Here is a 23,936-nt window from a genome sequence, read left to right as displayed (position 1 = left end):
GGACTACACCGTGAATGCGTTGCGGAAGGCAGTGAGTGCGGCTTCCGGATCACCGGAAGCAAAGGCTTCCATGCCGACGGGGCCGTTATAGCCCATGGCTTTCAGGGCATTGGCGATGCCGTTCCAGTTCACCTCGCCGGTTCCCGGCTCGCAACGGCCGGGAACGTCGGCGACCTGGATTTCACCGATCCAGGGCAAGGATTTGCGGCAAAGTTCAATGAGATTCCCCTCGCCGATCTGCGCGTGATAGAGGTCGAGATTGAGCCGCAGGCGCGGGTGATCGATGCTGGAGACCAGCGCCAGCGTATCCTCGGCACGACCGAATGGGACACCCGGATGATCAACAGGCAGATTGAGGTTCTCGAGCGTGAAGATCACGTTCTCCTCTTCGGCCATATCGACGATACGACGCAAGGTGTCGCTCGCCTTCAGCCACATTGCGCCGTTAACCACCTCGATCGGCTGGACAGGCAGACCGCCCTCGCCCAGACCAGTTCCGTGGAGGTTGAGGCGTTGAACGCCCAATCGCTTACCGACCTGAGCCGTTTCGCGTGCGCTGCGCAGAAGGTCGTCGGCCCCTTCGTCATCCGTCAGGCGCCCAGTGAGGTAGCCGTTCATGATCGTGAAGGAGGCGCCTGTCGCCTCAAGCTTGGCGAGGTCATGCTCCGGCCAATTCCAGAGGCCGACACCGAAGTCCATTTCCTTAAGACGGGAGGCGCGCCACTCGATGGGGCGGTCCCGCCAGATCATTTCGGCGCAAGCCGCCAATGCAAACTGTGTCATATCATCAGATCTCTATAAAAACGTCGCCATTCTCGACCTTCACAGGCCAGGTCCTTAGGTTGATGCAGACGGGCGCTCGCTTGGCCTCGCCGTTCCTGTAGTTGAAAACGCCACCATGTTTCGGGCACTCGATCGTACCCTCCATCACCAGGCCGTCCGCGAGATGCACGTGCTCGTGTGTGCAGATGCCATCGATGCAGAAGAACTCGTCCTCGGGGCTTCGAATGACCAGGAAGGAGCGTCCTCCCTGGTCGAATACGATTTGCTCTTCGACTTCCATGTCGTCGGCTGCACAGGCGCGGGTCCAGGTGCCCATCATTTCATCCTTCGGTATTTCGGTTCATGAATAATCCACATCAGCCGGCTGCAGTGGAAAGCTGCGTGTGGCCATCATGCGTGGTGCGGTACCCGTCGATTTGGGCTTCGAGTTCCGCCATGGTCTCGCCGCCTGCCATCAGGTCGGTGATTTCCTCACGCGTCTTCTCCCCCTTGCGGAAATCCGCCGCAATCGCACCGCGGATCAGCACCGCGAAATGATCGCCCACCGCCATGGCATGCATGACCTGATGGGTGATGAAGACGACCGCCAGACCACGGCGCTTCGCCTCGTTGACGATCCGGAGCACATGGGTCGCTTGCTTGACGCCAAGCGCCGCCGTCGGCTCGTCGAGGATGAGCACCTTCGCACCGAAATGGACGGCACGTGCGATGGCAAGCGACTGCCGCTCTCCTCCAGAGAGGCCGCCAACCAGTCGGTCGCCGTCATCGATACGGGTGATCCCGAAATCCCGGATAGCCTTGACGGCGACCTCGTTGGCCTTCTTTCGGTCGAACACCTTGAACGGCCCCAACCCTTGGTCGGCTCGACGCCGACGAAGAAGCTGCGGCCGATCGACATCAGCGGAAAGGTGCCGCCGAACTGGTGGACCGTTGCGATTCCACGGCTACTCGCGTCGCGCGGTCCAGTGAACTCGATCGGACTGCCGTCCATCTCGATGGTTCCTGAGTTCGGGCGATACACGCCGGACAGCGTCTTGATCAGGGTTGACTTCCCCGCACCGTTGTCGCCGAGCAGACAGAGCACCTCGCCTGGACAGATGTTCAGCGAAATGTCGTTGAGGACGTCGATCGGGCCGAAGGACTTGCAGATGTTCTTGAGCGTCAGAATGGGTGTGGACATGATCGTTCTCACTTCTTCTTCGGCGAATAGGACAGCGCCATGCTGCGGAAGGTGTTGTTCATCAGCACCGCGAGCAGCAGCATTACGCCGATGATCAGGCTCGACCAATTGCGGTCGAATGACGTGAAGTAGATGCCCTGGTTGACGACGGCGAAGGTGATGGTGCCAAAGAAGATGCCGATTATGGAGCCAAAGCCACCTGTCAGCAGTACGCCGCCCACGACCACCGAGATGATCGAGTTGAAGATGAAGGACATGCCTGCCGAGACCTGAGCAGAGTTGAACAGGATCGCTTGGCACATGCCCACAAAGGCGGCGCTCGTCGACGACAGCACGAAAAGCACGATCGTCAGCTTCGTCGTTGGGATGCCAGCGTTGCGCGCACTGATCCTGTCGCCTCCCATGGCGAAGATCCAGTTTCCGAACGGCGAGAAGTGGATGAAGAACACGTAGATTGCAGTGAGTGCCAGCCACCAGAAGATGATGACCTGGAACGTGTTGGCGACGAAGGAGCCGAACACGAACTTGGCCAGTTCCGGCGCCTTGAGCGCGACGCTGGTCGTACCCGTCAGCAGGACTGAGAGGCCGAGCACCAGGCCTGCGACTGCGAAGAGCGTTCCGAGCGTGACGATCAGCGACGGCACGTTGGTGCGGACAACGAGGAAACCGTTGATGAGACCGACCAGAATGCCGAGCGCAAGCGACGCGCCAATCCCATCCAGATTGGCAGGCCGTAGTAGCCGGAGATGATAGCGACCGTCATCGAACCTGCGGGGATCATTGAACCGATCGAGATGTCGAGGTCGCCTGCGATCATCAGCAGACCGATCGGAAACGCGACGATGCCGAGGTTCGCGGCGACGTTCAGCCAGCTTGCCGCGCCGTTCAGCTTCAGGAAGTCCATGCTTCCGAAGACTAGAAAGAAGACGAAGACGCCGACGAGACCAAGGAAGGCCCCTGCTTCCGGCCTGCGGAACAGCCCGCCGATGGAAAAGCTCGTACTGGTTTCCGCCGCTTTCGGCGTCGGAGCCATGGTGATCGGCTGGCCTGCTGTTTTTGTGTTCATGATTGTTCCCCTTCCCGCGCACGGGTGTTGCGAGGCTGCTCCCTGGGAGGTGGAGGGAGCAGCCGGCAGGCCCGCGTTAGCGAGCGCCCTTCGAAACGCCCTGCAGCGTCGAGTCGATGTTGGAGGCGTCGACGATGCCGGGACCAGTGAGGACCGGCTTCACCGGAAGGTCCGTGCCGAAGTCGATGTGCGAAGCAAGCAGCGTTACCGACAGGAGAGACTGTAGATACGGCTGCTGGTCGATGGCGAAGAACTGCGCCTTGTTCTTGATGCGGTCGAGCGCCGCCTCGTTAAAGTCGAACGAGCCGAGCTTGACGTTCTCGACCTTGCCTGCCTGCTGGATACCGCTGGCGGCAGCGTCCGCGTCACCCGCGCCGATGGTGATGACACCGTCGATCGTGCCGTCCTGCATCAGCGTGGCCTTGACGGCCTCTGCGATGGCGGTCGGGTCGCCGAAACTCGTCGCAGGCAGCGGGAGTTGCTTGCCTGCGCCCCGGCCTTTGTGATCCCATCGATCACGCCCTTGCATCGGGCCTCCTGGTTTGCGCTACCGGGCAGCGTGTTGACGCAGAGGACATTCTTCTGTCCGCCCTTGCCGAAATAGTCTCCACCTGCGACGCCCGCGAGATACTCGTCGGAGCCGACATAGTTGATCGCGCCGAGTTCCTTCGCCTTGTCGAGCGAACCAGCGTTCATCAGGATGACCTTGATGCCTGCCCCGGCTGCGGCCTTGATCGCCTCGTCTTCTGCTTCCGGAACCCAGTTCGGCACGACGAGCCCCGTCACGCCCTGGCTGATTGCGGTGCGCACGAGACCGGCTGCGTCGGGACCGAGATTGTCATAGGTCTGCAGTTGGAGGTACGTCACCTTGCCGCCGTTCGCCTCGATGACAAAGCGGCTGTCGTCGACGCCCTTCTTGATCTTCGTCCAGAAGGCGTCATCAGTCTTGCCGCCGACCACTGCGATGTTGGCGGCGAGCGCAGCACTCGTGGTGAGACAGATTGCGACCGTGGTCACGAGGGCCTTGGTAATGGTGCTCAGCATTGTCATCGGGTTTTCCTCCCCCAGTTTCCGCCGGATGGCGGGTTCAAAGAATGTGATCCTTGCCCAATCGGCGCCCGCCTCCTCGCTGGCGCCGCAGGTTGTTGTCCTTAGGAGCTTGCGCGGGCGGCCTTGGCGTTCATGCGCGCCTTTTTCTTCTCGAAGCGGGCTTCCATCTGCACGTCGCCGTCCTTCGTCCCGTCGTGCCAGGTGCCGAACCACTTATCGAGCGGGATCAGCCCGTCGCCGCCGTAGTTCACCTCGAAGTACTTGTGGTGGAGGTAATGGGCGTAGGCATGCGTATCGAGCGGCGTCTCCTCGGTGACCTCGAGCTTGTCGAAACCGATATGTCCATTGACCGCGCCGAAACCTGCGATGTGGAGCTGGAACATTGCGACGACCGGGTTTGACGGAATTACGAGATGCCAGAGGGCGACCGCGTGGTAGAGGAATCCTTCGACCGGATGCATGGACAGCGACGACCACGGGGAAGGATTCACGGAATTGTGGTGGACAGAATGGATCCATCGATAGAGCGGACCCCAGTGGATCAGCCTGTGGATGATGAAGAAGTGCACCTCGTGGATCATCGGCGCGACTGCCACCAGAAACGCGAGATAGTAAGGGTTTTCGGCCCAGGTCAGCCACGGAACCCAGCCGTTCGCAAAAACCCAGAGGAACGTGACCTCGACTACTGTCCAGAGCGGAATCGACAGGAAGAACGAGCGCAGGAAGTTGTCGATGTTCTGGCTTTTGAACCAGAAGACGTCTGACGGCTGTTCGCCGGGGAACTTCGCATTGTATTTGAACCGGTTCCCCTGCTTGCGCTTGACGTAGAAGAAGAACTCGACCGAGCCGTAGAAGAGGAAGATTGCGCTGGCGTTCACCGCGTAGAGCCAGAGCGCCCATCCCCAGCTCAGCGTCTTCATAACCTCGACGTCGGGAACGACGTAGAACCAGTAGAGAAGCGCCGTCGCCATGTGGAAAGCATTCCACGGCCAGATATATTCCGGAATCCACTTCAACAAGGACGGAATCTTTGGTGGCCAGGCCCAGAACGGCGCGATTTCGATACGTTCGTTCGGCGCCCAGTCGCCTCGCTTGTTGCGCTTTCCGAATTTGAGATCATCCATCGTCATGCCTCCTGGACGCCGCTCGTCCCATGTTCGTATGGCGGAGGCGGCCGACGTTCGGACAAAGTTCCACCGTCTTCGGATGCTGGGCCGAAGCGCGAACTCCAACGATGTCGAGGCCATTCCCTCCCAGAACAGGCGATTGCGACAGCACTCACCAGTCCTTCTGTGACCAGCACATTGCCAACTTGACGTGCGCTAAAGCAAGGCGCATTTGTTCCTATAGATACATTCGTATCATTCGTCTCAAGGATAGCGAAAAATGAGACAATTTATATCATGGACCTCACAATGAAGAGACCGACAATCCGCGACGTCGCCGCAAGGGCGGGTGTGTCCGTCGCGACGACGAACAGGGTTCTGTCCGGTTCGGACAGCGTCAGTCCGAAAACGAGGGAAAAGGTGCGTGAAGCAGCCCAGGCAATTGGGTTCTACGGCCTGGGCGCGATCGCGGCACGCAACAACGCAGCGCGGCCGCGATACCGGTTTGGAGTGATCCTTCTTCAACCGCACCGTCCGTTCTATCAGCTAGTTGCACGCGCTCTTCTGGCAGCTGCGGGGTCGCAGGTATCATATGATATCGAACTGAAAATCGAGCACCTCGAGGACTTGTCTCCCCAGAACACAGCAGAGCGGGCGTTGGCACTCGCAAAAGAATGCGACGCTTTGTGCGTGACCACTGCTGTTCACCCAGTCGTTAGCAAGGCTATCGAGGAGATCCAGGCGACTGGAATTCCGGTCTTCGCGCTCATCTCGCAGCTAGCTGCCACGGGGCAGATTCACTACATCGGCCTTGATCACTGGAAGGTCGGTCGCACAGCGGCTTGGGCGTTTCACAAAATCTGCAAGTCCCCGGGAAAAATCGCGCTGCTCGTGGGAAACCCGCGGTTCCGGAACCAAGAAATGAACGAAACCGGGTTCCGATCCTATTTTCGAGAGCATGCGAGCGACTTTGCCCTGCTGGAGCCACTGTCGACGTTTGAATCATCCGCGGTCGCGGAGGAAATGACGGAGCGGCTGTTGGCCGAACATCCCGACCTCGCGGGACTCTACGTGGCGGGCGGCGGCATCAGCGGGGTGCTCGCCGCGCTCCGCACGACCGGACGGGCCGGGAGCCTCGTGGTCGTCGGGTATGAACTTATGGACAATGTGCGGTCCGCCCTTCTCGATGGAACGCTCACGCTGTCTATATCACACCCACTTGCAGAGCTGGCAAACGAGGTGATCACAGGAATGATCAAAGCAGTCACATCGGAGGAAACGAATGCCAGCCACACGAAGATCGTTGCCTTCGATTTATTCACGAGTGAGAACGTGTAGCTGTCGTTGTTGCCGCTAAACGGGTGATAAAGCCGATCAGAATAGCCCTCGTTCTCTTCAAATAGACCGCATCGGTTGAGGGCGTCGGATGGGCAGTTGAAACCTACCCTGCCAAACGCCAACAGATCCTATGAGATGAGCGGAATCCTTCTCCATGCCGTGCGCGATCGCGCTCCATCTCCATCAATGGAACCATCTCCAGTGAACTTGATTGTATTCCTGAGCGCCTTTCGATTAACCACCAAGCGTTCAAGCTGTCAGCCCTCAACGACAGCGGAAGCCCTCCCTGGCCGCGCCAAGGAGGGCTTCGTCTTGAAGAAGGCAACTCACAAGCAGCCTATCGACGGCTACGGCGACGCTGCCATATTGAGCGCCCCCAGAAGACTAGGAAGAATGAGCCAATAATCAGGGCGCCACTGGCAAACCCAAGCCAGGGTGAAAATGCCCCGAACCAAAGCACCACTGTCGGGAGAGCCGAGATCAGCACATAACACACTGCCATGATGATCGCGGCGGCAAGGACGGAGGAAAGGTCGTGACGTTTCATATTACCCGCGCAAATGCTCAATGCGCTGCTCTTAGCCCAACCTTACTGACCGGAACCTGATAGATATCGGACGCAACCTCAGTAAAGCAGTCTTGTCCTCGGTTGGTCAGCATTGGGTCAGGAGGACAGTGTCATATGCTGCGGAAGATCGGAGCGTTTATGAAGATTTTGCTCGTGGAGGATCACGAGGCCCTCGGACGCCTTGTTCAGGAGCACCTGACGGGTTCGGGTTTCATCGTTGACAAAGTGGGCGATGGCCCGGAGGCTTTGGAAGCACTCCGACTGTCTGAATACGATGGCATGATACTCGACCTTGGCCTCCCGTCACTAGACGGACTCGAGGTCTTGAAGAAGCAGCGCGCACGCAAGGATCGCTCGCTCCCCATCATCATCCTGACGGCCCGCGACCAGATCGGCGACAGACTGACGGGGCTCAATTCCGGTGCCGACGACTACCTCGTCAAGCCATTTGACGTGCTGGAACTGGAGGCTCGTCTTCGCGCCGTCCTCAGACGCCCTGGTGCACGACGAGAAGAAGTCATGTCGCTTGGGAACCTCTCCGTCGATGTCTCCCGGTGGGATGTTCGTGTCGGTGCCGAGGCCCTCGATCTTGCCAGACGCGAGTTCGTGCTTCTCGAGGAACTCATCAGGATCTACCCCGGTGTTATCGCCAAGGATCGACTTGAGGACCGCCTCTATTCCTTCGACGAGAGCGTCACTCCCAATGCCACTGAGGCGGTCGTCTCGCGTCTGCGCCGGAAGCTCATTGCCGCCCACGCCACTGCAAGGATCGCGACCGTGCGGGGTATCGGCTATCGCCTGTTGCCGGGAGAAGACGTTGAAGTGGACTAGGAGCCTGCGCGGGCGGCTGACCGCAGCCATGGCTGTCGTGTTCCTGCTCGGTGCTGCCAACGTGGTGATCTACCTGCTCGACATCGACCAGGATTTGCGCAGCCACATCATGAACAAACAGGTCGATGCTCTGTTCGCTGGTGCTGGTTCTAAAGAACGCTTCGACTGGGTGCGCGATCTGCCGACACGCTTCTCCGAGGCTGATTGGCGTTTTGCCGTCTATGACAGCTCCGGCGCCTTGATGCTCTCGTCCCCGGACGATGGCCGCCCGCCTGCGCTCCTTGCTCCAGGCAAAGAGCGCATCGAGGGCCAGTCCGCAACGATATCGAGAACTCTGGGGACGAGCGTTTTGGTCGTCCGGAAGAGTGACTGGCAGGAACGGCAGGAGCTTCGAGCGTTATTACGCGTCGAGCTGGCTGGCAGTACTTTCGTGATCGCTGCGCTGGGCATGTTGTCGTTCCTTATGGTCATCACCCTTGCCGCCTGGGTTCTGAGATCCGTGGGACAAGCAGCGGCCCTTGCACGCCGCATCGACGCCGAGGATGCCTCCAAGCGAATACCAGTCGACAACCTCCCGACTGAAATTCGGCCATTGGCTGTGGCGGCCAACGGCGCCCTCGAGCGGCTGGCTCGCGCCTATGCCTCTGAGCGCAGGTTCACTGCCGAGGCGGCGCATGAATTGCGCACTCCCCTCGCCGTGCTCGGCCTCCGGCTTCAGAAAGCCCGCTCCGAAGACAAAGTGGACTGGGATTCCATCGATCGGGAGATGAAGCAGATGGCTCGGCTAGTTGGCCAGCTTACCGCCTTGGCGCGTGCCGAAAGCCATGCCGCGCTGCCAACAGCGTCCGAGACAATTTCGATGTCGCGCGTCGTCCGCGAGGCCGTCGCGGACATGATGCTTCTGTTCGAGACTTTTGACCGCGTTGTGGACGTCGAGATAGCTGATGGACTGCTCGTCAATGGAAACGCTGGTCAGATGAGGCAAGCGGTTCAGAACCTGCTTGAAAACGCACTCCACCATGGCAAGGGAACCACGAAGGTCGTCCTGCAAGCTGGCCCCGACGAAGCAGTGCTCGACATCGAGGATGAGGGCCCGGCCCCGGCTACGGAGGAGCGCGAGCTTTTGTTCGACCGATTTCACAAGCACCGCCAAACGGGTCCCGGCTCCGGTCTGGGTCTGGCGATCGTCAGACAGATCGCCCTCAACTCCGGTGGCGACGTAATCATCGCCCAGGGGGAGAATTTTCGAATCTCCGTCATTCTCCCGCTGGCGAAGAATGTTGGAGGCATCGGACCGCGCCAATGAAGAGATTTCTTGCCGTTACAGTCGTCGCATTCCTTGCTCACAGTGCATTGGCGCGCGATTCCAGCGAGCAGCACGAAACGGGCGCGCTGGCGATCGAACACGTGGATTTCGTTCCATCCGAAACTCCAGGCATCGACAACATCTACCTCACCCTGTGGAACGGGGTATCCACCGATGTCGTGGTGAATGACTTCGCGGTCACCGGGTACGGAACCATCGCAATCGTTGCGTCACCTCCGAACCAGCCTCCGGTCGAGATGGCCGTTTCAGAAGGCGCTCTTACCATTCCTGCAATGTCGAGCGTCTCGATGGAGCAGGATTCCGTTTACTTCCGCGCCACCCGTTCCGCTGCCGATATAGGCATAGCGGTGGTCACACTCTCTCTGTCGGATGGAACCCGGGTAACCCGGTTTGTGATGGGTCCGGAAACAAACTCGATTGCGGCGGCCCACCAGCACGGCGAGGAGTAGCGCTCGGAAGATCCCGCTTGCAGCTCACCCTGCTTGAGGTCTTACCGTCGGCGCGAATAGGAGAAATGAATGAAACCTCTGCTTCTAGCGATTGCGATGTTTGGAGCGAGCACGAGCGCCCTCGCCCACGATTTCGAAATAGGCGCGATCGCAATTCAGCATCCCTGGATCAAGGAAGCCCCCACAGCCGCGCCTGTCGTAGCCGCGTACCTGGTACTCCAGAACAGTGGAACGATCGGAGATCGTTTTGTCGGAGGTTCAACAAATGATGCAAAGCGGCTGGAAATCCACGAGACCACGACCTTCGATGGTGTCGCCAAGATGCGCCGCCTGACAGAAGGTGTTCTTCTCGGCGCAGGCGAGATCATCGAACTCAAACCCGGTGGAATCCACCTCATGATTGTCGAGCCCACGCGGCAGTTCGTGGCAGGCGAGAAGGTGTCAGTCACCCTGGAGTTCGAGAAGGCTGGCAATATCGACGTCCAGTTCCTCGTGAAGAAGACACCACCGAACGATCCAAAACACAGTCAGGACTGATTTCCCGTATGAGACGCAGAATCGTTTTCACCTTCCTGATCGCGATGGTCATCGCGTCGGTCGCTTGCAGTGTCATAGGAGTACTCGCAGTATGGAGGCCATTCGCAGATGTCTAAATCGCGCGGCCGATATTCCTTGCCAAGGGCATGGACACGTCTGCTTTTCATTGCCTGCATAATTGCAGCGCTGGTATTGCTCGACCAATTCGTGAAGTTCGTGGTCGTGGAATTCGTAATGCAGCCTCCGCGAGTGATCATGGTTGCTCCGTTCTTCGATCTGGTCCTCGTATCCAATCGGGGCATCAGTTTTGGAATGTTTTCGGAGCAGATTGGCGCATACCCGACGCTCGCTGGTTGGGTGAAGACGGCGATCGTGATTGGCCTTGTGATCTGGGCCGTCCGAACCGCCTCCCGCGCCGAGCGAACGTTCCTTTCCTTCATGGCCGGAGGGGCTGTCGGCAACATCGCCGACCGTTTCCGGAACGGTGCCGTGACTGATTATCTGTCGCTTCACGCCGGAGAATGGGCTTGGCCTGCATTTAACTTCGCTGACGTTTTCGTGGTTTCGGGGGCCAGTGCGCTAGTGATCTGGACGGCGCTTTCGCCGCGCGGTCGGTCGACAGCAGTCAGGTCGAAAGATGCCGCATAATTCCGAGATCGCTGACCAGCGAAAGAAAGCCATCAAGAAGCGGAACGCCATCTATCTGTTCGGACTTCTGACATTTGTCCTGAGCATCTTTATCTTCAGCTTCCTCCACATTCCTATGGAGAGCGGGTCCGTACAACGTGCTCCGGTCGAATACCAACGCCGATGATCCTGCCGGCGATATGTTGGAGTGGAAGGCGTCTCGCCATCGACCGCATCAGCACCGATATCGGTTTGCTCTTTCGCCGCTCCTCTCCACGCCCCTGCATCATGACCTGCAACTTCTGCAGAACCTTGGTGGGCATCATGCGGCGGCGCTGGACCCGTTGCAAATCGCGACCACGAACGTTGCCCACGAGCAACCGAGCACCCAGAATGTTGGCGGTTGCGACGGCGTCCTGGACTGCGAGGTTTACTCCGACCCCGCCGATCGGCGACATTGCGTGTGCCGCGTCTCCGATGAACAGCAAACCCGGAACCCACCATTTCGAGAGGCGATCGATCCTCACGCGTAGCAGATGCAGGTCGCCTCGCTCGATCGTCTTCAAACGCGACGCCAGGAACGGAGCTGCGGCTTCAATCTTCCTACGGAAAGCCTCTCCGCCTCCGCTGATCGTCTCAACGAAGTTGCCCTTCGCCACCGCGTATCCGCACTGCCAGAATTCTCCCCTGTCGATCAGGATTAGACCCTGTCGTGGACCAGCATGGGTCATACCGATATCGGGGTCGCCAGCTTGACGAGGCACCTGGAACCAAACCACATCGCGAGGGGCGCCGAAGGTCTCAACGGGAAGGTCAGCAAGCTTCCGAAGTTCCGAGCGCCGCCCATCGGCTGCCACGACCAGGCCAGCTTCGATCTTTCGGATACCGTGCGCATTCTCGACCTCGACGCCTTGAACCTCGCCATCGCGCCAGATGAGATCCCGCACGTGTGAGCCCATGAATAGCGTAAAATTGGGGTGACGCTGTGCCTGGTCTGCGAGAAAATTTAGGAATTCCCACTGAGGCATGAAGGCGATGTAGGGAGCTGGAACACGAAGCCTGGTAAAGTCTGCGATGCATACGTCCCTGCCGCCGACCTCGGCGAAGAGCTTAGGCGCCTTGGTATGCGGCAGTGCGAGCATTTGGCCGAGCAGGCCGACTTCGTCCATCACCTGCATGGTCGACGGATGGATAGTGTCGCCCCGGAAGTCCCGTCGAAAATCGTCGTGACGCTCGATTACCGCTACCTTCAATCCTTGGCGGGCCAGAAGCAATCCGAGCATCAGGCCCGCTGGACCACCTCCGGCAATGACGCACTGATAATGCTCACCCCTGACATCACTGGTGAAACTCGGAGCCGACATGAGTCTCGCCCTCCTGCTCTACCTGGATGGTGGAATGAACGATGTCGAAACGAGATCTCAGAACCGCTTCGACCGCCCGTCGGACGGCGGAATGGTCTTCACCGTTCTGCACCGAGACGTGAGCAGTGAAGCTGACCTGATCATTCGACGTCGACCAGACGTGCAGATCGTGGACCCCTGCAACGCCCGCAATTCCAGCTATCGCTGATCTGACATCGGCGAGATTGATGCCCGACGGTACTCCCTCGAGCAGGACGTTGGTGGTGTCACGCAACAGGATCCATGTGCGAGGGAGTACCCAGAGCCCTATTGCGACTGCAACGAGGGGATCAATCCATGACCATCCTGTAAACCGGATCGCCAGCGCCCCGGCGATAACCCCGACGGAACCAAGCATGTCTGCCCATACCTCAAGGTAGGCGCCTTTCACGTTGAAGCTTTTGTCGCGACCTGCCGCGAGCAGTCTCATGGATATGAGGTTGACGATCAACCCCAACACCGCGACGACAAGCATGCCCGTCGATTCCGTTGTGACAGGATTTCGAAAGCGGTCGATCGCTTCGATCAGAACGTAGATCGCCACGGCAAACAGCAGAATGGCGTTGAACGCCGCCGCAAGCACTTCCAGCCTCTTGTAGCCATAGGTGCGTCGCTCGTCAGCGGGACGATTGCCTATTTTGATCGCCATCAGAGCTATGGCGAGGGCCGCGACGTCCGTCATCATGTGGGCGGCATCAGACAAGAGCGCCAGACTGTTGAAAACGATCCCCGCAGCCACCTCGGCAATGAGAAAGGTTGCGGTCAGCCCTAGAGCCCAGGTGAGCATCTTGGCGTTGGCCCCAGCCGTATGGTCGTGGCCGTGACCTTCGCCGCCTTCATGTGCATGCGACATGTCGATCTCCGTCAGGTGTCTTCCGAACTTGATTTGGGTGGGGCGTCAAGGAGGGCATCGATCCGCGAGCGCTCCACTTGAAACTTGGTCAGTCGCTCGTCCTTTAGTGACCCTGCCGTTGGCAGCCGAACCTTGAAGGGGTCAACGCGGCGCCCGTTCACCAGCAATTCGTAGTGAAGATGCGAACCAGTGGCCATCCCAGTCGAGCCTATATAACCGATAACCTGTCCCTGGCGCACTCTGGCGCCAGACACCACTGCTTTGGCTATGGCGCTTTGGTGACTGTACGACGAGACATAGCCGTTGGAATGGCGAATGAGAGTTTGGTTTCCGTAGCCACCTGTATCCCAGCCTGCCTTGAGAACGGTACCATCCCCTGACGATAGGATTGGCGTGCCGCGCGGGGCCGGATAATCCACCCCGGTATGCATCCTTGCGAATCCGAGAATAGGGTGCTGCCGCATTCCATAGCTGGAATTCGCCACGGCAGTAGGAACAGGACTGCGAAGCAAGAACTGACGCAGGCTTTTTCCATTCTCGTCGAAGTACCCTATCTGGCCATCCGCTGGATCGCGAAAGCGATAGAATTTGGACTCCCGGTCGCCGAAGCGAACCTTGAAATAGAGTAGCTCCGACCCTTTCCCAGCTTGGCCATTCGGCTCTGACGAAAAGAACGCCTCGAGGCTATCGGATGGCTTCAGAGGCGCCTGCAGATCGACTGTCGGTGCAACGGTCCGGACGACTGTTGCGGCCAAATCGAGTGTCATTCCGTAGCTGAGCGCCGCTTGATAAAGGCCATCGTAAATCTTGGGGAGATTGCTCGGCTGCGCTGCCCCGATTGTAACCCCGCCATCGCCGAGCGAGTATCGTGCAGGCTCCGCCGCGGAGACAAAGCGGCCGCGGTCGTCAAGTGCGACGCTGCCGCGGTGCATGTCGCCTTGATAGAGGCTAGCCCGCACAACTCTCAGGTCCCGCCCTCGTTGAATAAGGCCCATCCGGAGGAAATCACCAGCGTCAACCGAGTTCACGCCCAGCGCTCCCGACAACGTGGTCGCGATGAGTTCCGACTGCGGCGCCGGATAGCCGGCAGATCTCAGCGCCGCAGCAACTGTAGTCGTTCCGCCGATCTTAATGATGTCTTCCGCGAACTGCTCTGTCTCGCCGCCGATAGGTGAGACCGTTGAAAACGAAACGTTCTGCTCAACGATGCGCGCCGCGGTTCCAAGATCGATGGGCTCATCAACGTCGGAGAACCTCTGGGGATCGACATATGCTGTCGCCACCGTGGCGCCATCCAGCAGCGTGGCGCCATCGGACCGCACTGATGCCTCTACCTCTTCCAACGTTCTATCGGGTCAAGGCTCAGGCCGGAAGTCGATACAAGCGCAGCGGTTTTCAACTCGACCTCGGTCTCGACTTGAGCCGCGTACAAGGAACCTTCTTCGACGGCCCGCGATCCGGCCGCGGGAGCGGCGAGCAATACGGCGGCGGGGTCGAACCGAGGGTAACTCGTAGCGGGCGTATTGCTCGCCGCCAGCTGCATACGGACGTGAGCATAGGGCTGCTTGCGAATGACGTCCCGATCATTTTCCCTTGCGACCGTCGAAAGCTCAAGCACGCTACGATCCGATGCGCGGGCGGCCTTCAGCGTTCCGACTACTCTGTCGCCGCGGGCAACCGCTTCCCCGACGTGCGCTCCTTCCCCATCCGGCACGACCGCTTCGGCCGGGACGGCCAGCTGCTGTCGTCCGTCCACCGCGGCGAACAGTGCGACACCCATGAGGACAGTAGACGTCAACCCGGTCAGCGCGGTACCTGCCAGCCATCTTCTGGACACTTCTCGGCGCTCGACGGGTCGACGCCCGTCGGCAGCTATGGCCGCTGTGTTTCCGAGCGATTGCAGAATCGCCTTTCTGTTTGGCACGATATGGTCCTCGCAATGGACGTTCGCGGTCGACGAGACCGCCAGGAAACGCCCACTTCAACTCGCTATTGGCGCACCACGATGCGGGCCTTGAACGGCACTCGCGCATAGAGATCGATCACGTCCTGGTTCAACAACCGGACACATCCGGATGAGACCGCCTTTCCGATGGATCGCCAATCGGGATTGCCATGGAGGCGATAAAGCGTGTCCTGCCCGTCCGAGAAGATATACAGCGCACGAGCACCCAGCGGGTTATCCAGGCCACCAGCCATCCCACCGTTCGCGATCGAGTATTTCTTCAACTCGGGTTGCCTGGCGACCATCTCGTTCGGCGGCTTCCATCGCGGCCATTTCTGCCGCCACTGGATGACCCCGTCGCCTTGCCACGCGAAACCTTCGCGCCCAATGCCAACGCCATACCGCATAGCGGTTCCACCCGGCTCTACGACGTACAGAAACCTCTTCGGGGTATCGACGACGACCGTTCCCGGAGCTTCACCCGTAGGATCGACAACCCGCTGCCGATAGAACTGAGGGTCGATCTTCGTGTATGGCGCGGCAGGAATTGCCAATCCGTCATCGACAACCGCGGCGTACATCGAAGCGAGTTCCTGGGGGCTCGGCGGACCAACCGGGCGACTTGGCCTTGGACGATCAAAGGGCAACGGCGCAACAACGGGTTGGCCTGAGCTGGTGGCGCAGCCTGCAAGTGGCGTCGCGCCGATTGTTGCTGAAAGTGCCAGAAGTCGGCGGCGCGTCAGGACGACCGTCATGGGCATGCGATATCATTCTCCGTTGTATGAAGGCTTCGCGACGGCCTTGCGCCGCGAAGCATCTGAGTGCTGTGGATTGTTGGAATTCGCTCTAGGCGTCCGAGGCGCCCCGAAGAAGTCGCAGCGCATTCATCGTGACGAGGACGGTACCCCCGTGTCGGCAAGGATGGCTGGCCAGAGGCCCGTAAGGCCGATGATTGTGGTGACGAGGAACACCGCCTTCAGGCCAAGGGCGATCGTGATGTTCTGGTAGATGTTGCGCATCGTCCTCTTCGACAACTTGATCATCCGCGCGATGTCGGAGACACGGCCGTGCAGGACCGCAGCGTCTGCAGTTTCCAGAGCCACATCCGTGCCGCCGCCCATGGCAATTCCCACATCCGCAGCAGCGAGAGCGGGAGCATCATTGATGCCATCGCCGACCTTAGCGACGGTCAGTCCCAGCCCCTTCATCTCACCGACGATCCTCTGCTTGTCCTGAGGAAGAAGCTGCGCTTTGACGGCGATGCCAAGCTGCTTGCCAATCGCCGAAGCCGTCCGGCTGTTATCGCCAGTAAGCATGACCGTCTGCACTCCAAGATCTTTCAGTTCTTGCAGGCCATCACGCGCATCCGGGCGAGGTTCGTCGCGCATTGCGATAGCACCCGCAAGCGCACCTTGCACAACGAGAACCGAGACAGTCTTGCCCTCGTCGTTCAGGCGGGTGATCGCCGCCTGCTGTTCTTCCGAGAGCGCAGCACGCTCCGCAGCGGCTGACGGCGATCCCAGAAGCACATCCTTGCCTTCGACGGTTGCCGTGACGCCCTTGCCACCGAGAGCCTTCGCCTCTGATGAAGATGGAATTGAAATACCGTCTTCTTCCGCCTTGCGCAGGATTGCGAGCGCGAGCGGATGGCTCGATCCAGTCTCGAGAGCCGCGGAAATCCTGAGAACCTCCGCAGACGTCATCCCGAAATCGAGAACGTCAGTGACCTTCGGCTTTCCTTCGGTGAGAGTTCCGGTCTTGTCGAGTGCGACGGCATTGATCTTGCCGAGCGATTCCAGCACTGCGCCACCCTTCAACAGCAGGCCGCGCCGTGCACCCGAAGACAGGGATGCCGCAATTGCAGCCGGCGTTGAGATAACAAGAGCACAAGGGCATCCGATCAACAGGATCGCCAGTCCCTTGTAGACCCATTCGGCCCAGCCTCCGAAGCCGAGCAGCGGAGGAACTACGGCAACCAAGGCAGCAACGACGACGACGCCCGGCGTATAGTAGCGCGAGAACCTGTCAATGAAGCGTTCGGTCGGAGCCTTGGATTCCTGGGCCTCCTCGACCAGCTTCACTACGCGCGCGATCGTATTGTCTGCCGCCGCCGCGGTGACCCGGACTCGCAGTGCCGCGTCGCCATTGACCGTGCCTGCGAAGACCTGGTCATCCACTCCCTTGCGTACAGGCACGCTCTCACCAGTGACGGGGGCTTCGTCGATAGCGCTTTCGCCGGAAATAATCACGCCATCGGCCGACACCCTATCGCCCGGACGAACAAGAATGACCGCTCCGACCTGAACATCCTCGGCTGGGACTTCCCTCGTCTTTCCGTCGGCTTCGACCAGCGCCATTTTCGGCACCAGCTTCGTCAGAGACTGAATACTGGCTCTCGCCTTTCCAGCCGCAACGCCCTCGAGCAGTTCGCCGACCAGGAACAGGAAGACGACCGTAGCCGCCTCCTCCCCGGCATTTATGAACACAGCCCCGACCGCAGCGATCGTCATGAGCATCTCGATCGAGAAAGGCGTTCCGGCTCGGGCGGCCATAATTGCTCTTCTGGCGATTGGCACGAGCCCGACGAGCATGGCGACGATGAAGGCGTACGAAGAGATTGACGGAACCAAGTGCCCGACACCATAGGCCACTACAAGTGCGAGCCCAGATGCGATGGTCAGCCGTCCCTTGCGACTTTTCCACCAAGGGCCATTCATCGGACCATGATCATGGCCATGCAGCCCTTCAGCAGAGTGGTCGTGTGTATGACCTGCGTGGTCGAGCGCCCCTGACGGCACGGATGTCGCAATCGAATAGCCGAGGCTGGTGACCTGCTTCTCGATGATAACGTTGTCGATAGGGGTCTTGTGTCGGACAGTCATGGTTCCTGCGGTTACCGACACCGAAACGTCATCTACGCCATCGATACGTCGGACCGCGGTGTCGATCTTTGTCGCGCACGAAGCGCAATCCATGCCCCCAATCCGGAACCGGGTCATGCCCGCCGCGTCCTGGAGTCCTGCATCGATTTCGTCGAGCCTAACACCGGATCGTCCGGAAGAAGTCTCGGATTGATGAGCGTGGCTATGATTATGATGGCCATGGTCATGGTCATGGTCATGGTCGTGATCATGACCGTGGTGATGGTGGCCGTGATCATGCTCATGATCATCAGCGCCATGATCATGACCCTCGCGCTCATGCGCGTGGCCGTGGCCGTTGCAACTGTGATCGTGACTATCGTGATTATCATGCTGGTGCGAACTGGCGGGCTTCGCCTCCGTCGCCACTGCCTTGGGCAATGGAAACAGCGAGTAACCCAGTCCGCTGATCTTCTTCTCCATCTTGGAGAGATCGGCAGAAGCGACGTGGCTCACGGTCATTGTTCCGGCAGTCACCGAGACAGAGACGTCCTCGATGCCATCAGTGCGCCGGGCCGCTGTGTCGATTTTGGACGCGCACGAGGCACAATCCATCCCGTCGACGCGGTACTTTGTCTTTAAAATCTCGTTCATGGGGGCAACCTCGAAATTTTGATATTCGAGTCCTACAACCTCATGTCGCTATAGGTTCAAGAGAAAAATTAGCTCCGCAGTCGTACCCGGGCCGGGGCGCCGACAGATTCTTCATCTTGACGGTGTATCTTGTCGTTGCGCCCGTCCGCTTCCCCACCTGAAGGAGCAACCCAATGAGCACCGCAATCCGCCGCCTGCTTGCGTTGGCAGGCTCCGGCTTCCTGGCGTTCGTTGTAATTGTCACAGGACTGGCAGCCAAGTTCTGGCTTCTGGATCTCGCCACCTTCGCGTGGCAGTACGTGGTCCTGGCTGGCATCGCCCTGACACTGACCTCGTTCCTTATGAAATCTAGGTTGGCTATCGCCGTGAGCCTGATCGGGCTGTTGATTTCGCTCTACCCCTACCTGACCACCCACACCGCGCAGAAGGCGGATCGGTGCGAGCTACGAGTCGTAACTGCCAACCTCTTCATCGAAATCACCTCGCCACCGGATCGGTTTCTCGACTTCGTGCGTGAGGAGCAACCAGACATCCTCGTACTTCAGGAGACGCCGGACGCTTGGCAGGACCCTATCCGTGGACTGGCGATGTTCGGCTACGAGAGTACCCGCGACCTGATGGCCTACGATCGTGTGAAGGTCTTTTCCAAGCTGCCGATCAAGAGCGAAGGCCCGGTCACCGACCCATCGATCGGAACAGAATTCCACAAGCGGCCGATACGTCTGGAGCTTGGTGGCTGGGACCGTCCGCTTGTCCTGTATGCGATCCATCCCGAAACTCCTCGTTCCATTGATCAGTGGCGGGAGCGAAACATGCATCTGTCGACGATGGCTAAGTCCGCATCTGGTGACGGGGTCAGCTCGGACGTCATCGTCGCCGGGGACTGGAACACGCCCAGCACCTCGCCCTTCTTCAACGAGGCGTTGGCCGCAGGCGGGCTTGCGGACGCAGGATCAGGCAACCCGTTCATAACAAGCAGGTTCAGCCTGAAGCTCTATCCCTATGTTTTTCTAGGATCGACGATCGATCATGTGGCGGTATCGGGTTCGTTGGGCGTGAGCAATCGCAGAACGGGGCCAATGTACGGCTCGAACCACCTACCGGTCGTGGTCGACATTGGAAGGGCAAAAGGCTCATCCAATTCCTCGACCTCTCGTCCGGCTTGCGGTCAGCAGCCTCGGACTGGCGCCTAGGCAGCGACCTAGTAATCCGCCAGTTCGTAGTCGAGGTCGGGGCCGCCGAACCGAGGCTCGACACCGAGCAACGGCGCTGTCCTGCCAATGATCGACTTGATCATCGGCGCCGCGGTCGATGCCGCCGTCCTGCCCCATGTTCACCTGTTCTGGGCGCATCGATAATGGACAGGACGATGTATTTGGGTTTGTCCATCGGGAACGCCGCTACAAACGCGTTGAAATTCATATCGCTGGCGTAACGCCCATTGATCACCTTGTCCGCCGTCCCGGTCTTGCCCCCAACGTTGAACCCTGCCACCTGCGCGCTCCGTCCCGATCCTTTCAAACCGTTCCAAGAGTATAGGTATCGCATGTCGGCGCTTGTCTGATCCTTAATGACGACCTTGGAGATCTCTCTCGCCTCGGACACGGTCCGAGGAAGGAAAGTGGGAGGGACGAGGTTGCCGCCGTTGATCAGGGCGGCCGCAGCCACTGCTGTCTGCAACGGCGTCGTCGCAACACCGTGACCGAAGGAGATCGTGACCGAATTGATCTTCTTCCAAGTCCGCGGCTGCGTGGGAGTTGCTACACCCGGCATCTCCGTTTCCATCTTGGAGAGTAATCCGAGCCTCGTCAGGAATTCCCGATGCCGATCAATCCCAACCATGTCTGCGACTGCGGCAGTTCCGATGTTCGACGAATACTGGAACACCTCGGGGATCGTCAGCGCCCTGTTCTTCCCCTTGAAGTCTTTGATGGTGAACCCGCCCATGCGGATTGGCCTTGATGCATCGACCACCGAATTGAGTGTTATCTTGCCTTCATCCAGGCCCATGGCCAGCGTGAAGCTCTTGAAGGTTGACCCCATCTCAAAGGTCGCGTTGCTGATGCGATTGAACCAGCCCTTCTCGTATTCCTTGTCGATGCTGCCATCAGCAAGCGTCCGCGAGGGCTGATTGGGATCAAAATCGGGCACAGATGCCATGGCGATGATCTCGCCTGTCTCCACGTCGAGCACGACCGCGCCGGCTGCTTCGGCCTTGTACGCCACCATCGCGTTGGCAACCACATCACGCACAATGCTCTGAACACGCAAGTCGATGGAAAGCGTAACGGGCTCCAAAGGCACGTCGGCCGTCATCCCCGTCGCCCGGAGATCCAACAGTCCCTGCTGGTCGAGATACCGCTCCATGCCCGCGACGCCGCGATTGTCGATATCGACATACCCCAAGACATGAGCAGCCGAGGGGCCGCCGGGATAGAAGCGTTTCTTTTCCGGTCGGAAGCCGACGCCGGGGATGCCTAGTGCCAGGATGTCACTCTGTTGGCGAGGAGTGAGCTGCCGGCGAAGCCAAGCAAAGCGTGACGCCTTCGCAGAAAGCTTCGTGTAGGTCGCCTTTCGATCGAGGTCTGGAAACACCGTGCCGAGCTTCTCAACGGCTTCGTCGATATCAACGATGCGATTGGGTTCGGCAAATAGCGAAACGGTCCGAATGTCCGTCGCCAAAAGCTGGCCGTTCCGATCCAGGATATCGGGACGCGAGGCAAGCAGCTTGTCCGGTGGCAGGATGTCCGACGTCGCCAATGGATCTCGGACACCGTACTGAACCAGCCGCACGGCACTTGCGCCGAAGGAAACCGACAGCGCGATCATAACCAGGAGCACGCGTGACCGCCTCTGAAGTTGGTGGTTTCGCTCCCTGCCGTTGCCGGAGCGGCCATTCCCGAGCTTCAAGTGGCTTCGGCGCCTGGCCGCCACGATCTTCGAGACGAGGCTCATGATGAGCACCTCGGCGATTTGCACAGGCTCGCCGGGAAAGAACATCCCGGGTGTTGGACTTCAGATGACATCGCGGCCCTCTCAGAGCAGCCGCGATCTCTATGTCATGCGATGACGAGAGGCACGGCTTGCTGAAACACGTTAGGTGATTGCGTGAGAATGCTGACGCGACCTGAGATTGGCGGACGGTCCGCCGGGGCAAGCCGCTGGCCGCTGAGGCTTAGCACGCTGCCGGAATAGTGACCCACGTAGATCACAGATAAGAGGCCCATCAAAGCGGACTGCAGAGCTTTATCGACGAAATGGTGATTATCGTGTGCATGCCCGATGCTGAGATCGACAGCTGCCGCTCCGTTGGTTTCCAGCGACGCCTCGTATCGTGCTTGCTGCGGGGCATCCCCGCTTGAAAAGCAAGCTTTAGCGCTGACTAAAGTCGTCAGAAGAATGACCATAGCGATGAAGATAGTTCGGATCATAGAATCTCACCTGTCCGACGAGTCTACTGAACGGTCGTCCTTTTCTCAACCTTTCGGCCCATTGGGCGGAGCAGATCATCGTGCAAAAAAACCCTTGCCCCTCTAGTTGGGTGAGGTCCTACATTGCCCGCAGAGATACCGAATGGAGATCGAAATGGACGGCGGACAAGCCAGAAGAATGCCGTGCCCGAGATGCGGCACAGGGCTCCTCATGACCGATAGGCAGGGTGTGGAAATCGACTATTGCCCAAACTGCCGCGGGGTATGGCTAGATCGCGGGGAACTCGACAAGATCATCGAGCGAAGCTCGGCACCTTCTCAAGACTCTTCGAGAACCCACCGGGACCCATACGAAAACTCAGGCCACGGCCGCCGTGATGATGGCCATGGCTCTCGCCACGGACACCGCTCGTTCCTCTCAAGAATTTTCGATTAGTTCTTCGCGCGACGTTCTGTGATTCCCTCACGAAGCCTGCTCCCCGAGGCAGCGGAACGGAGCGAAGGAGGCCCGCGGCCCTGAGTACGGCCGCGGGCCTTTCCATACAGGACCGGTCGCGCGACAGTGCGACCGCCCTCCAAGACCGAGATCGGCCTACCATGACGGCCCGCATCAAGAAGCCAGCATCGAGAGTTTCTTGCGTTGCGCATCCGGCGTCTCGTGCGTGTCGAGCGTGCTCTGAAGCTTCCCCGCCGCATCGTACAGCATCACCACCGCCGTATGATCGACGGTGTAATCGTCATCGATTGCGAACCTCTTATAGTAGGCGCCAAACGCGGCGACTGCCTTGTCGGTCTCAGCCACGCTCCCCCGGAGCGCGACGATCCGCGGATCGAATGAAGTCATGTAGCGCGCCAGAATCTCCGCGCTGTCACGATCCGGATCCACGCTGATGAAAATCGGCAGAACGGCATCCATCGACGGCCCCACCTCGCGCATGCGAGCGGAGAGTTCGTACAATGTCGTCGGGCAAATTTCAGGGCAACTCGTGAACCCCAGAAATACCAGGAACGGACGTCCGCGCAACTCGCCGCCGGAGAACGCCCCTCCGTCCGCTCTCGTCAGCTGAAAATCGTAGCTTGCTTGGGCTGCTGGACCACCAGCGGTTCTTGCGTTGAACTTCTGCAGACCAGTGTAGGCAACGATTGTTGCGAAGCCGACAACCAGTCCTGCCGATGCTGACAATACCATTGCCCGCCTGGTGACCTTGAATGGCACGCGTCCCGCCGAGCCCTTGTCACTCATTGGCGGTCGTCGCCCGTATCGTCCGGAAGGTTCAGGTTCGCAAGTGCCTGAATCACGTAACAATCCCGGATCGCGCCCTCGTGGCGATGGCTGGCAATTCTCTCGAGTTCTACTTCGAGTTTGCGCAACCGCTCAATCTTCTGCTTGACGGTTGCGAGCTGTCCAAGCGCGATCCGGTCGACTTCCGAGCAAGGCATGTCTGGATGCCGGCTCATTTCGAGCAGGTCGCGGATGGCTTCTATAGTCATGCCGAGTTCCCGCGCATGCCTGATGAACGAGAGCCTCTCGCGTTCCTGCTTCGTGTATCGCCGCTGATTTCCTTCCGAGCGCTCGGCATGGGACAGAAGGCCCATTTCCTCGTAATAGCGAATGGTCGGTATCTTCACGCCCGTCCTGCGCGAAAGGTCACCAATCGTGAGCATATCCTGCCTCCAAAACTCTAGTCATTGGAGCATGTATGAACCGTTGTTGCTGACGGGCTTCTGACCGGGCTTCACTTCCTTAGAAGCACCGCGGTCTCGATCGCAAGAGCAAGCGTGAGTATTGGAATAGCCCATCCGCTCCAAATTTCCTCAAGCGTGCTGTGTCCTCCGACGCTGCAGGCTAAGGCGAACGCGAGCTTCAAGCCGACAAAGCCCACACCCACGATTACCAATATCATCATGATTTTGAGGAGCATCTTCA

At 59.3% G+C, this 23,936-nt stretch carries 18 protein-coding genes and 6 pseudogenes; 8 read left to right on the top strand and 16 right to left on the bottom strand.

The features are described 5' to 3' along the window. Positions 1–3: 3 nt before the first annotated feature. The 6 genes and pseudogenes from F2982_RS15180 to F2982_RS15155 all read right to left on the bottom strand — a co-directional run bounded on the left by F2982_RS15180 (position 4) and on the right by F2982_RS15155 (position 5,203). Positions 4–783: a TIM barrel protein gene (locus F2982_RS15180; protein ID WP_203428320.1), complete on the bottom strand. Its 780-nt coding sequence runs from the start codon at positions 781–783 to the stop codon at positions 4–6. A gap of 4 nt (positions 784–787) precedes the next feature. Further along, a complete protein-coding gene (locus tag F2982_RS15175) occupies positions 788–1,102 on the bottom strand; it encodes a MocE family 2Fe-2S type ferredoxin (RefSeq protein WP_203428319.1) in 315 nt (104 codons plus the stop codon). A gap of 37 nt (positions 1,103–1,139) precedes the next feature. Beyond that, positions 1,140–1,963 (bottom strand): annotated as a pseudogene (locus F2982_RS15170) (ATP-binding cassette domain-containing protein). An 8-nt stretch (positions 1,964–1,971) separates the two neighbouring features. Next, a pseudogene (locus F2982_RS15165) lies at positions 1,972–2,996 on the bottom strand (ABC transporter permease). Positions 2,997–3,105: 109 nt separating this feature from the next. Continuing rightward, positions 3,106–4,073: pseudogene (locus tag F2982_RS15160) on the bottom strand (substrate-binding domain-containing protein). Between the two features lie 107 nt (positions 4,074–4,180). Continuing rightward, positions 4,181–5,203: a sterol desaturase family protein gene (locus F2982_RS15155; RefSeq protein WP_203428318.1), complete on the bottom strand. Its 1,023-nt coding sequence runs from the start codon at positions 5,201–5,203 to the stop codon at positions 4,181–4,183. 279 nt (positions 5,204–5,482) lie between these two features. On the opposite strand from F2982_RS15155, the gene F2982_RS15150 reads away from it, so the two are divergent. The 6 genes from F2982_RS15150 (at position 5,483) to lspA (ending at position 10,883) form a co-directional block, all read left to right on the top strand. Beyond that, positions 5,483–6,523, top strand: a complete 1,041-nt coding sequence (locus F2982_RS15150; RefSeq protein WP_203428317.1) for a LacI family DNA-binding transcriptional regulator — start codon at positions 5,483–5,485, stop codon at positions 6,521–6,523. A gap of 682 nt (positions 6,524–7,205) precedes the next feature. Next, positions 7,206–7,922, top strand: coding sequence for a response regulator transcription factor (locus F2982_RS15145; RefSeq protein WP_246777458.1), 717 nt, complete (start codon positions 7,206–7,208; stop codon positions 7,920–7,922). Positions 7,923–7,950: 28 nt separating this feature from the next. Next, a complete protein-coding gene (locus F2982_RS15140; protein WP_203428316.1) occupies positions 7,951–9,228 on the top strand; it encodes a HAMP domain-containing sensor histidine kinase in 1,278 nt (425 codons plus the stop codon). After that, a complete protein-coding gene (locus F2982_RS15135; protein WP_203428315.1) occupies positions 9,225–9,698 on the top strand; it encodes a hypothetical protein in 474 nt (157 codons plus the stop codon). The genes F2982_RS15140 and F2982_RS15135 overlap by 4 nt, the downstream gene beginning before the upstream one ends. Before the next feature lie 69 nt (positions 9,699–9,767). Then, positions 9,768–10,235, top strand: coding sequence for a copper chaperone PCu(A)C (locus F2982_RS15130; protein ID WP_203428314.1), 468 nt, complete (start codon positions 9,768–9,770; stop codon positions 10,233–10,235). Positions 10,236–10,343: 108 nt separating this feature from the next. Further along, the gene (gene lspA / locus F2982_RS15125) at positions 10,344–10,883 is read left to right on the top strand and encodes a signal peptidase II (protein WP_203428313.1); all 540 of its coding nucleotides are present in this window, start codon (positions 10,344–10,346) and stop codon (positions 10,881–10,883) included. A gap of 113 nt (positions 10,884–10,996) precedes the next feature. Here the strand turns inward: lspA and F2982_RS15120 are convergent, their stop codons facing one another. The 5 genes and pseudogenes from F2982_RS15120 to F2982_RS15100 form a co-directional block, all read right to left on the bottom strand. Next, positions 10,997–12,226 (bottom strand): FAD-dependent oxidoreductase, encoded by a 1,230-nt coding sequence (locus tag F2982_RS15120; RefSeq protein WP_203428312.1) that lies wholly within the window; start codon positions 12,224–12,226, stop codon positions 10,997–10,999. Next, the gene (locus tag F2982_RS15115) at positions 12,201–13,052 is read right to left on the bottom strand and encodes a cation diffusion facilitator family transporter (protein WP_246777560.1); all 852 of its coding nucleotides are present in this window, start codon (positions 13,050–13,052) and stop codon (positions 12,201–12,203) included. The genes F2982_RS15120 and F2982_RS15115 overlap by 26 nt, the downstream gene beginning before the upstream one ends. A gap of 77 nt (positions 13,053–13,129) precedes the next feature. After that, positions 13,130–15,042 (bottom strand): annotated as a pseudogene (locus F2982_RS15110) (M23 family metallopeptidase). Between the two features lie 65 nt (positions 15,043–15,107). Next, positions 15,108–15,824, bottom strand: a complete 717-nt coding sequence (locus tag F2982_RS15105; protein WP_246777457.1) for a L,D-transpeptidase — start codon at positions 15,822–15,824, stop codon at positions 15,108–15,110. 85 nt (positions 15,825–15,909) lie between these two features. Further along, positions 15,910–18,578, bottom strand: a pseudogene (locus F2982_RS15100) (heavy metal translocating P-type ATPase). 173 nt (positions 18,579–18,751) lie between these two features. On the opposite strand from F2982_RS15100, the gene F2982_RS15095 reads away from it, so the two are divergent. Then, positions 18,752–19,771, top strand: coding sequence for an endonuclease/exonuclease/phosphatase family protein (locus tag F2982_RS15095; protein WP_203428310.1), 1,020 nt, complete (start codon positions 18,752–18,754; stop codon positions 19,769–19,771). Positions 19,772–19,779: 8 nt separating this feature from the next. Here the strand turns inward: F2982_RS15095 and F2982_RS15090 are convergent. Beyond that, positions 19,780–21,533: pseudogene (locus F2982_RS15090) on the bottom strand (penicillin-binding protein 2). Positions 21,534–21,637: 104 nt separating this feature from the next. Next, on the bottom strand, positions 21,638–22,009 hold the full coding sequence (locus F2982_RS15085) for a hypothetical protein (protein ID WP_203428309.1): 372 nt from the start codon (positions 22,007–22,009) through the stop codon (positions 21,638–21,640). Between the two features lie 154 nt (positions 22,010–22,163). Here F2982_RS15085 and F2982_RS15080 point away from each other — a divergent pair, with 154 nt between their 5' ends. After that, entirely contained in the window at positions 22,164–22,445 is a 282-nt protein-coding gene (locus tag F2982_RS15080; protein WP_203430082.1) for a zf-TFIIB domain-containing protein, read from the top strand. Between the two features lie 174 nt (positions 22,446–22,619). Here the strand turns inward: F2982_RS15080 and F2982_RS15075 are convergent, their stop codons facing one another. The 3 genes from F2982_RS15075 to F2982_RS15065 form a co-directional block, all read right to left on the bottom strand. After that, positions 22,620–23,252 (bottom strand): SCO family protein, encoded by a 633-nt coding sequence (locus tag F2982_RS15075; RefSeq protein ID WP_203428308.1) that lies wholly within the window; start codon positions 23,250–23,252, stop codon positions 22,620–22,622. Beyond that, positions 23,249–23,674: a helix-turn-helix domain-containing protein gene (locus tag F2982_RS15070; protein WP_203428307.1), complete on the bottom strand. Its 426-nt coding sequence runs from the start codon at positions 23,672–23,674 to the stop codon at positions 23,249–23,251. The genes F2982_RS15075 and F2982_RS15070 overlap by 4 nt, the downstream gene beginning before the upstream one ends. Before the next feature lie 71 nt (positions 23,675–23,745). Beyond that, a complete protein-coding gene (locus F2982_RS15065; RefSeq protein ID WP_203428306.1) occupies positions 23,746–23,931 on the bottom strand; it encodes a hypothetical protein in 186 nt (61 codons plus the stop codon). Positions 23,932–23,936: the final 5 nt, after the last annotated feature.

Origin of the sequence: Rhizobium sp. BG4, from assembly GCF_016864575.1 — a bacterium.
Lineage (GTDB): Bacteria > Pseudomonadota > Alphaproteobacteria > Rhizobiales > Rhizobiaceae > Rhizobium.
Note: the sequence above shows the minus strand (reverse complement) of the source record. Positions and strands in the feature narration are given on the sequence as shown.

What these genes read in the sequence shown, in the direction of transcription:
- F2982_RS15135 (WP_203428315.1), top strand. Translation starts at nt 9,225, where the DNA reads ATGAAGAGATTTCTTGCCGTTACAGTCGTCGCATTCCTTGCTCACAGT.
- F2982_RS15065 (WP_203428306.1), bottom strand. Translation starts at nt 23,931, where the DNA reads ATGCTCCTCAAAATCATGATGATATTGGTAATCGTGGGTGTGGGCTTT.
- F2982_RS15145 (WP_246777458.1), top strand. Translation starts at nt 7,206, where the DNA reads ATGCTGCGGAAGATCGGAGCGTTTATGAAGATTTTGCTCGTGGAGGAT.
- F2982_RS15105 (WP_246777457.1), bottom strand. Translation starts at nt 15,824, where the DNA reads ATGCCCATGACGGTCGTCCTGACGCGCCGCCGACTTCTGGCACTTTCA.
- F2982_RS15095 (WP_203428310.1), top strand. Translation starts at nt 18,752, where the DNA reads ATGAGCACCGCAATCCGCCGCCTGCTTGCGTTGGCAGGCTCCGGCTTC.
- F2982_RS15120 (WP_203428312.1), bottom strand. Translation starts at nt 12,226, where the DNA reads ATGTCGGCTCCGAGTTTCACCAGTGATGTCAGGGGTGAGCATTATCAG.
- F2982_RS15175 (WP_203428319.1), bottom strand. Translation starts at nt 1,102, where the DNA reads ATGATGGGCACCTGGACCCGCGCCTGTGCAGCCGACGACATGGAAGTC.
- F2982_RS15115 (WP_246777560.1), bottom strand. Translation starts at nt 13,052, where the DNA reads ATGCTCACCTGGGCTCTAGGGCTGACCGCAACCTTTCTCATTGCCGAG.
- F2982_RS15140 (WP_203428316.1), top strand. Translation starts at nt 7,951, where the DNA reads ATGGCTGTCGTGTTCCTGCTCGGTGCTGCCAACGTGGTGATCTACCTG.
- F2982_RS15070 (WP_203428307.1), bottom strand. Translation starts at nt 23,674, where the DNA reads ATGCTCACGATTGGTGACCTTTCGCGCAGGACGGGCGTGAAGATACCG.
- F2982_RS15150 (WP_203428317.1), top strand. Translation starts at nt 5,483, where the DNA reads ATGGACCTCACAATGAAGAGACCGACAATCCGCGACGTCGCCGCAAGG.
- F2982_RS15080 (WP_203430082.1), top strand. Translation starts at nt 22,164, where the DNA reads ATGGACGGCGGACAAGCCAGAAGAATGCCGTGCCCGAGATGCGGCACA.
- F2982_RS15075 (WP_203428308.1), bottom strand. Translation starts at nt 23,252, where the DNA reads ATGAGTGACAAGGGCTCGGCGGGACGCGTGCCATTCAAGGTCACCAGG.
- F2982_RS15155 (WP_203428318.1), bottom strand. Translation starts at nt 5,203, where the DNA reads ATGGATGATCTCAAATTCGGAAAGCGCAACAAGCGAGGCGACTGGGCG.
- F2982_RS15180 (WP_203428320.1), bottom strand. Translation starts at nt 783, where the DNA reads ATGACACAGTTTGCATTGGCGGCTTGCGCCGAAATGATCTGGCGGGAC.
- lspA (WP_203428313.1), top strand. Translation starts at nt 10,344, where the DNA reads ATGTCTAAATCGCGCGGCCGATATTCCTTGCCAAGGGCATGGACACGT.
- F2982_RS15130 (WP_203428314.1), top strand. Translation starts at nt 9,768, where the DNA reads ATGAAACCTCTGCTTCTAGCGATTGCGATGTTTGGAGCGAGCACGAGC.
- F2982_RS15085 (WP_203428309.1), bottom strand. Translation starts at nt 22,009, where the DNA reads ATGATCCGAACTATCTTCATCGCTATGGTCATTCTTCTGACGACTTTA.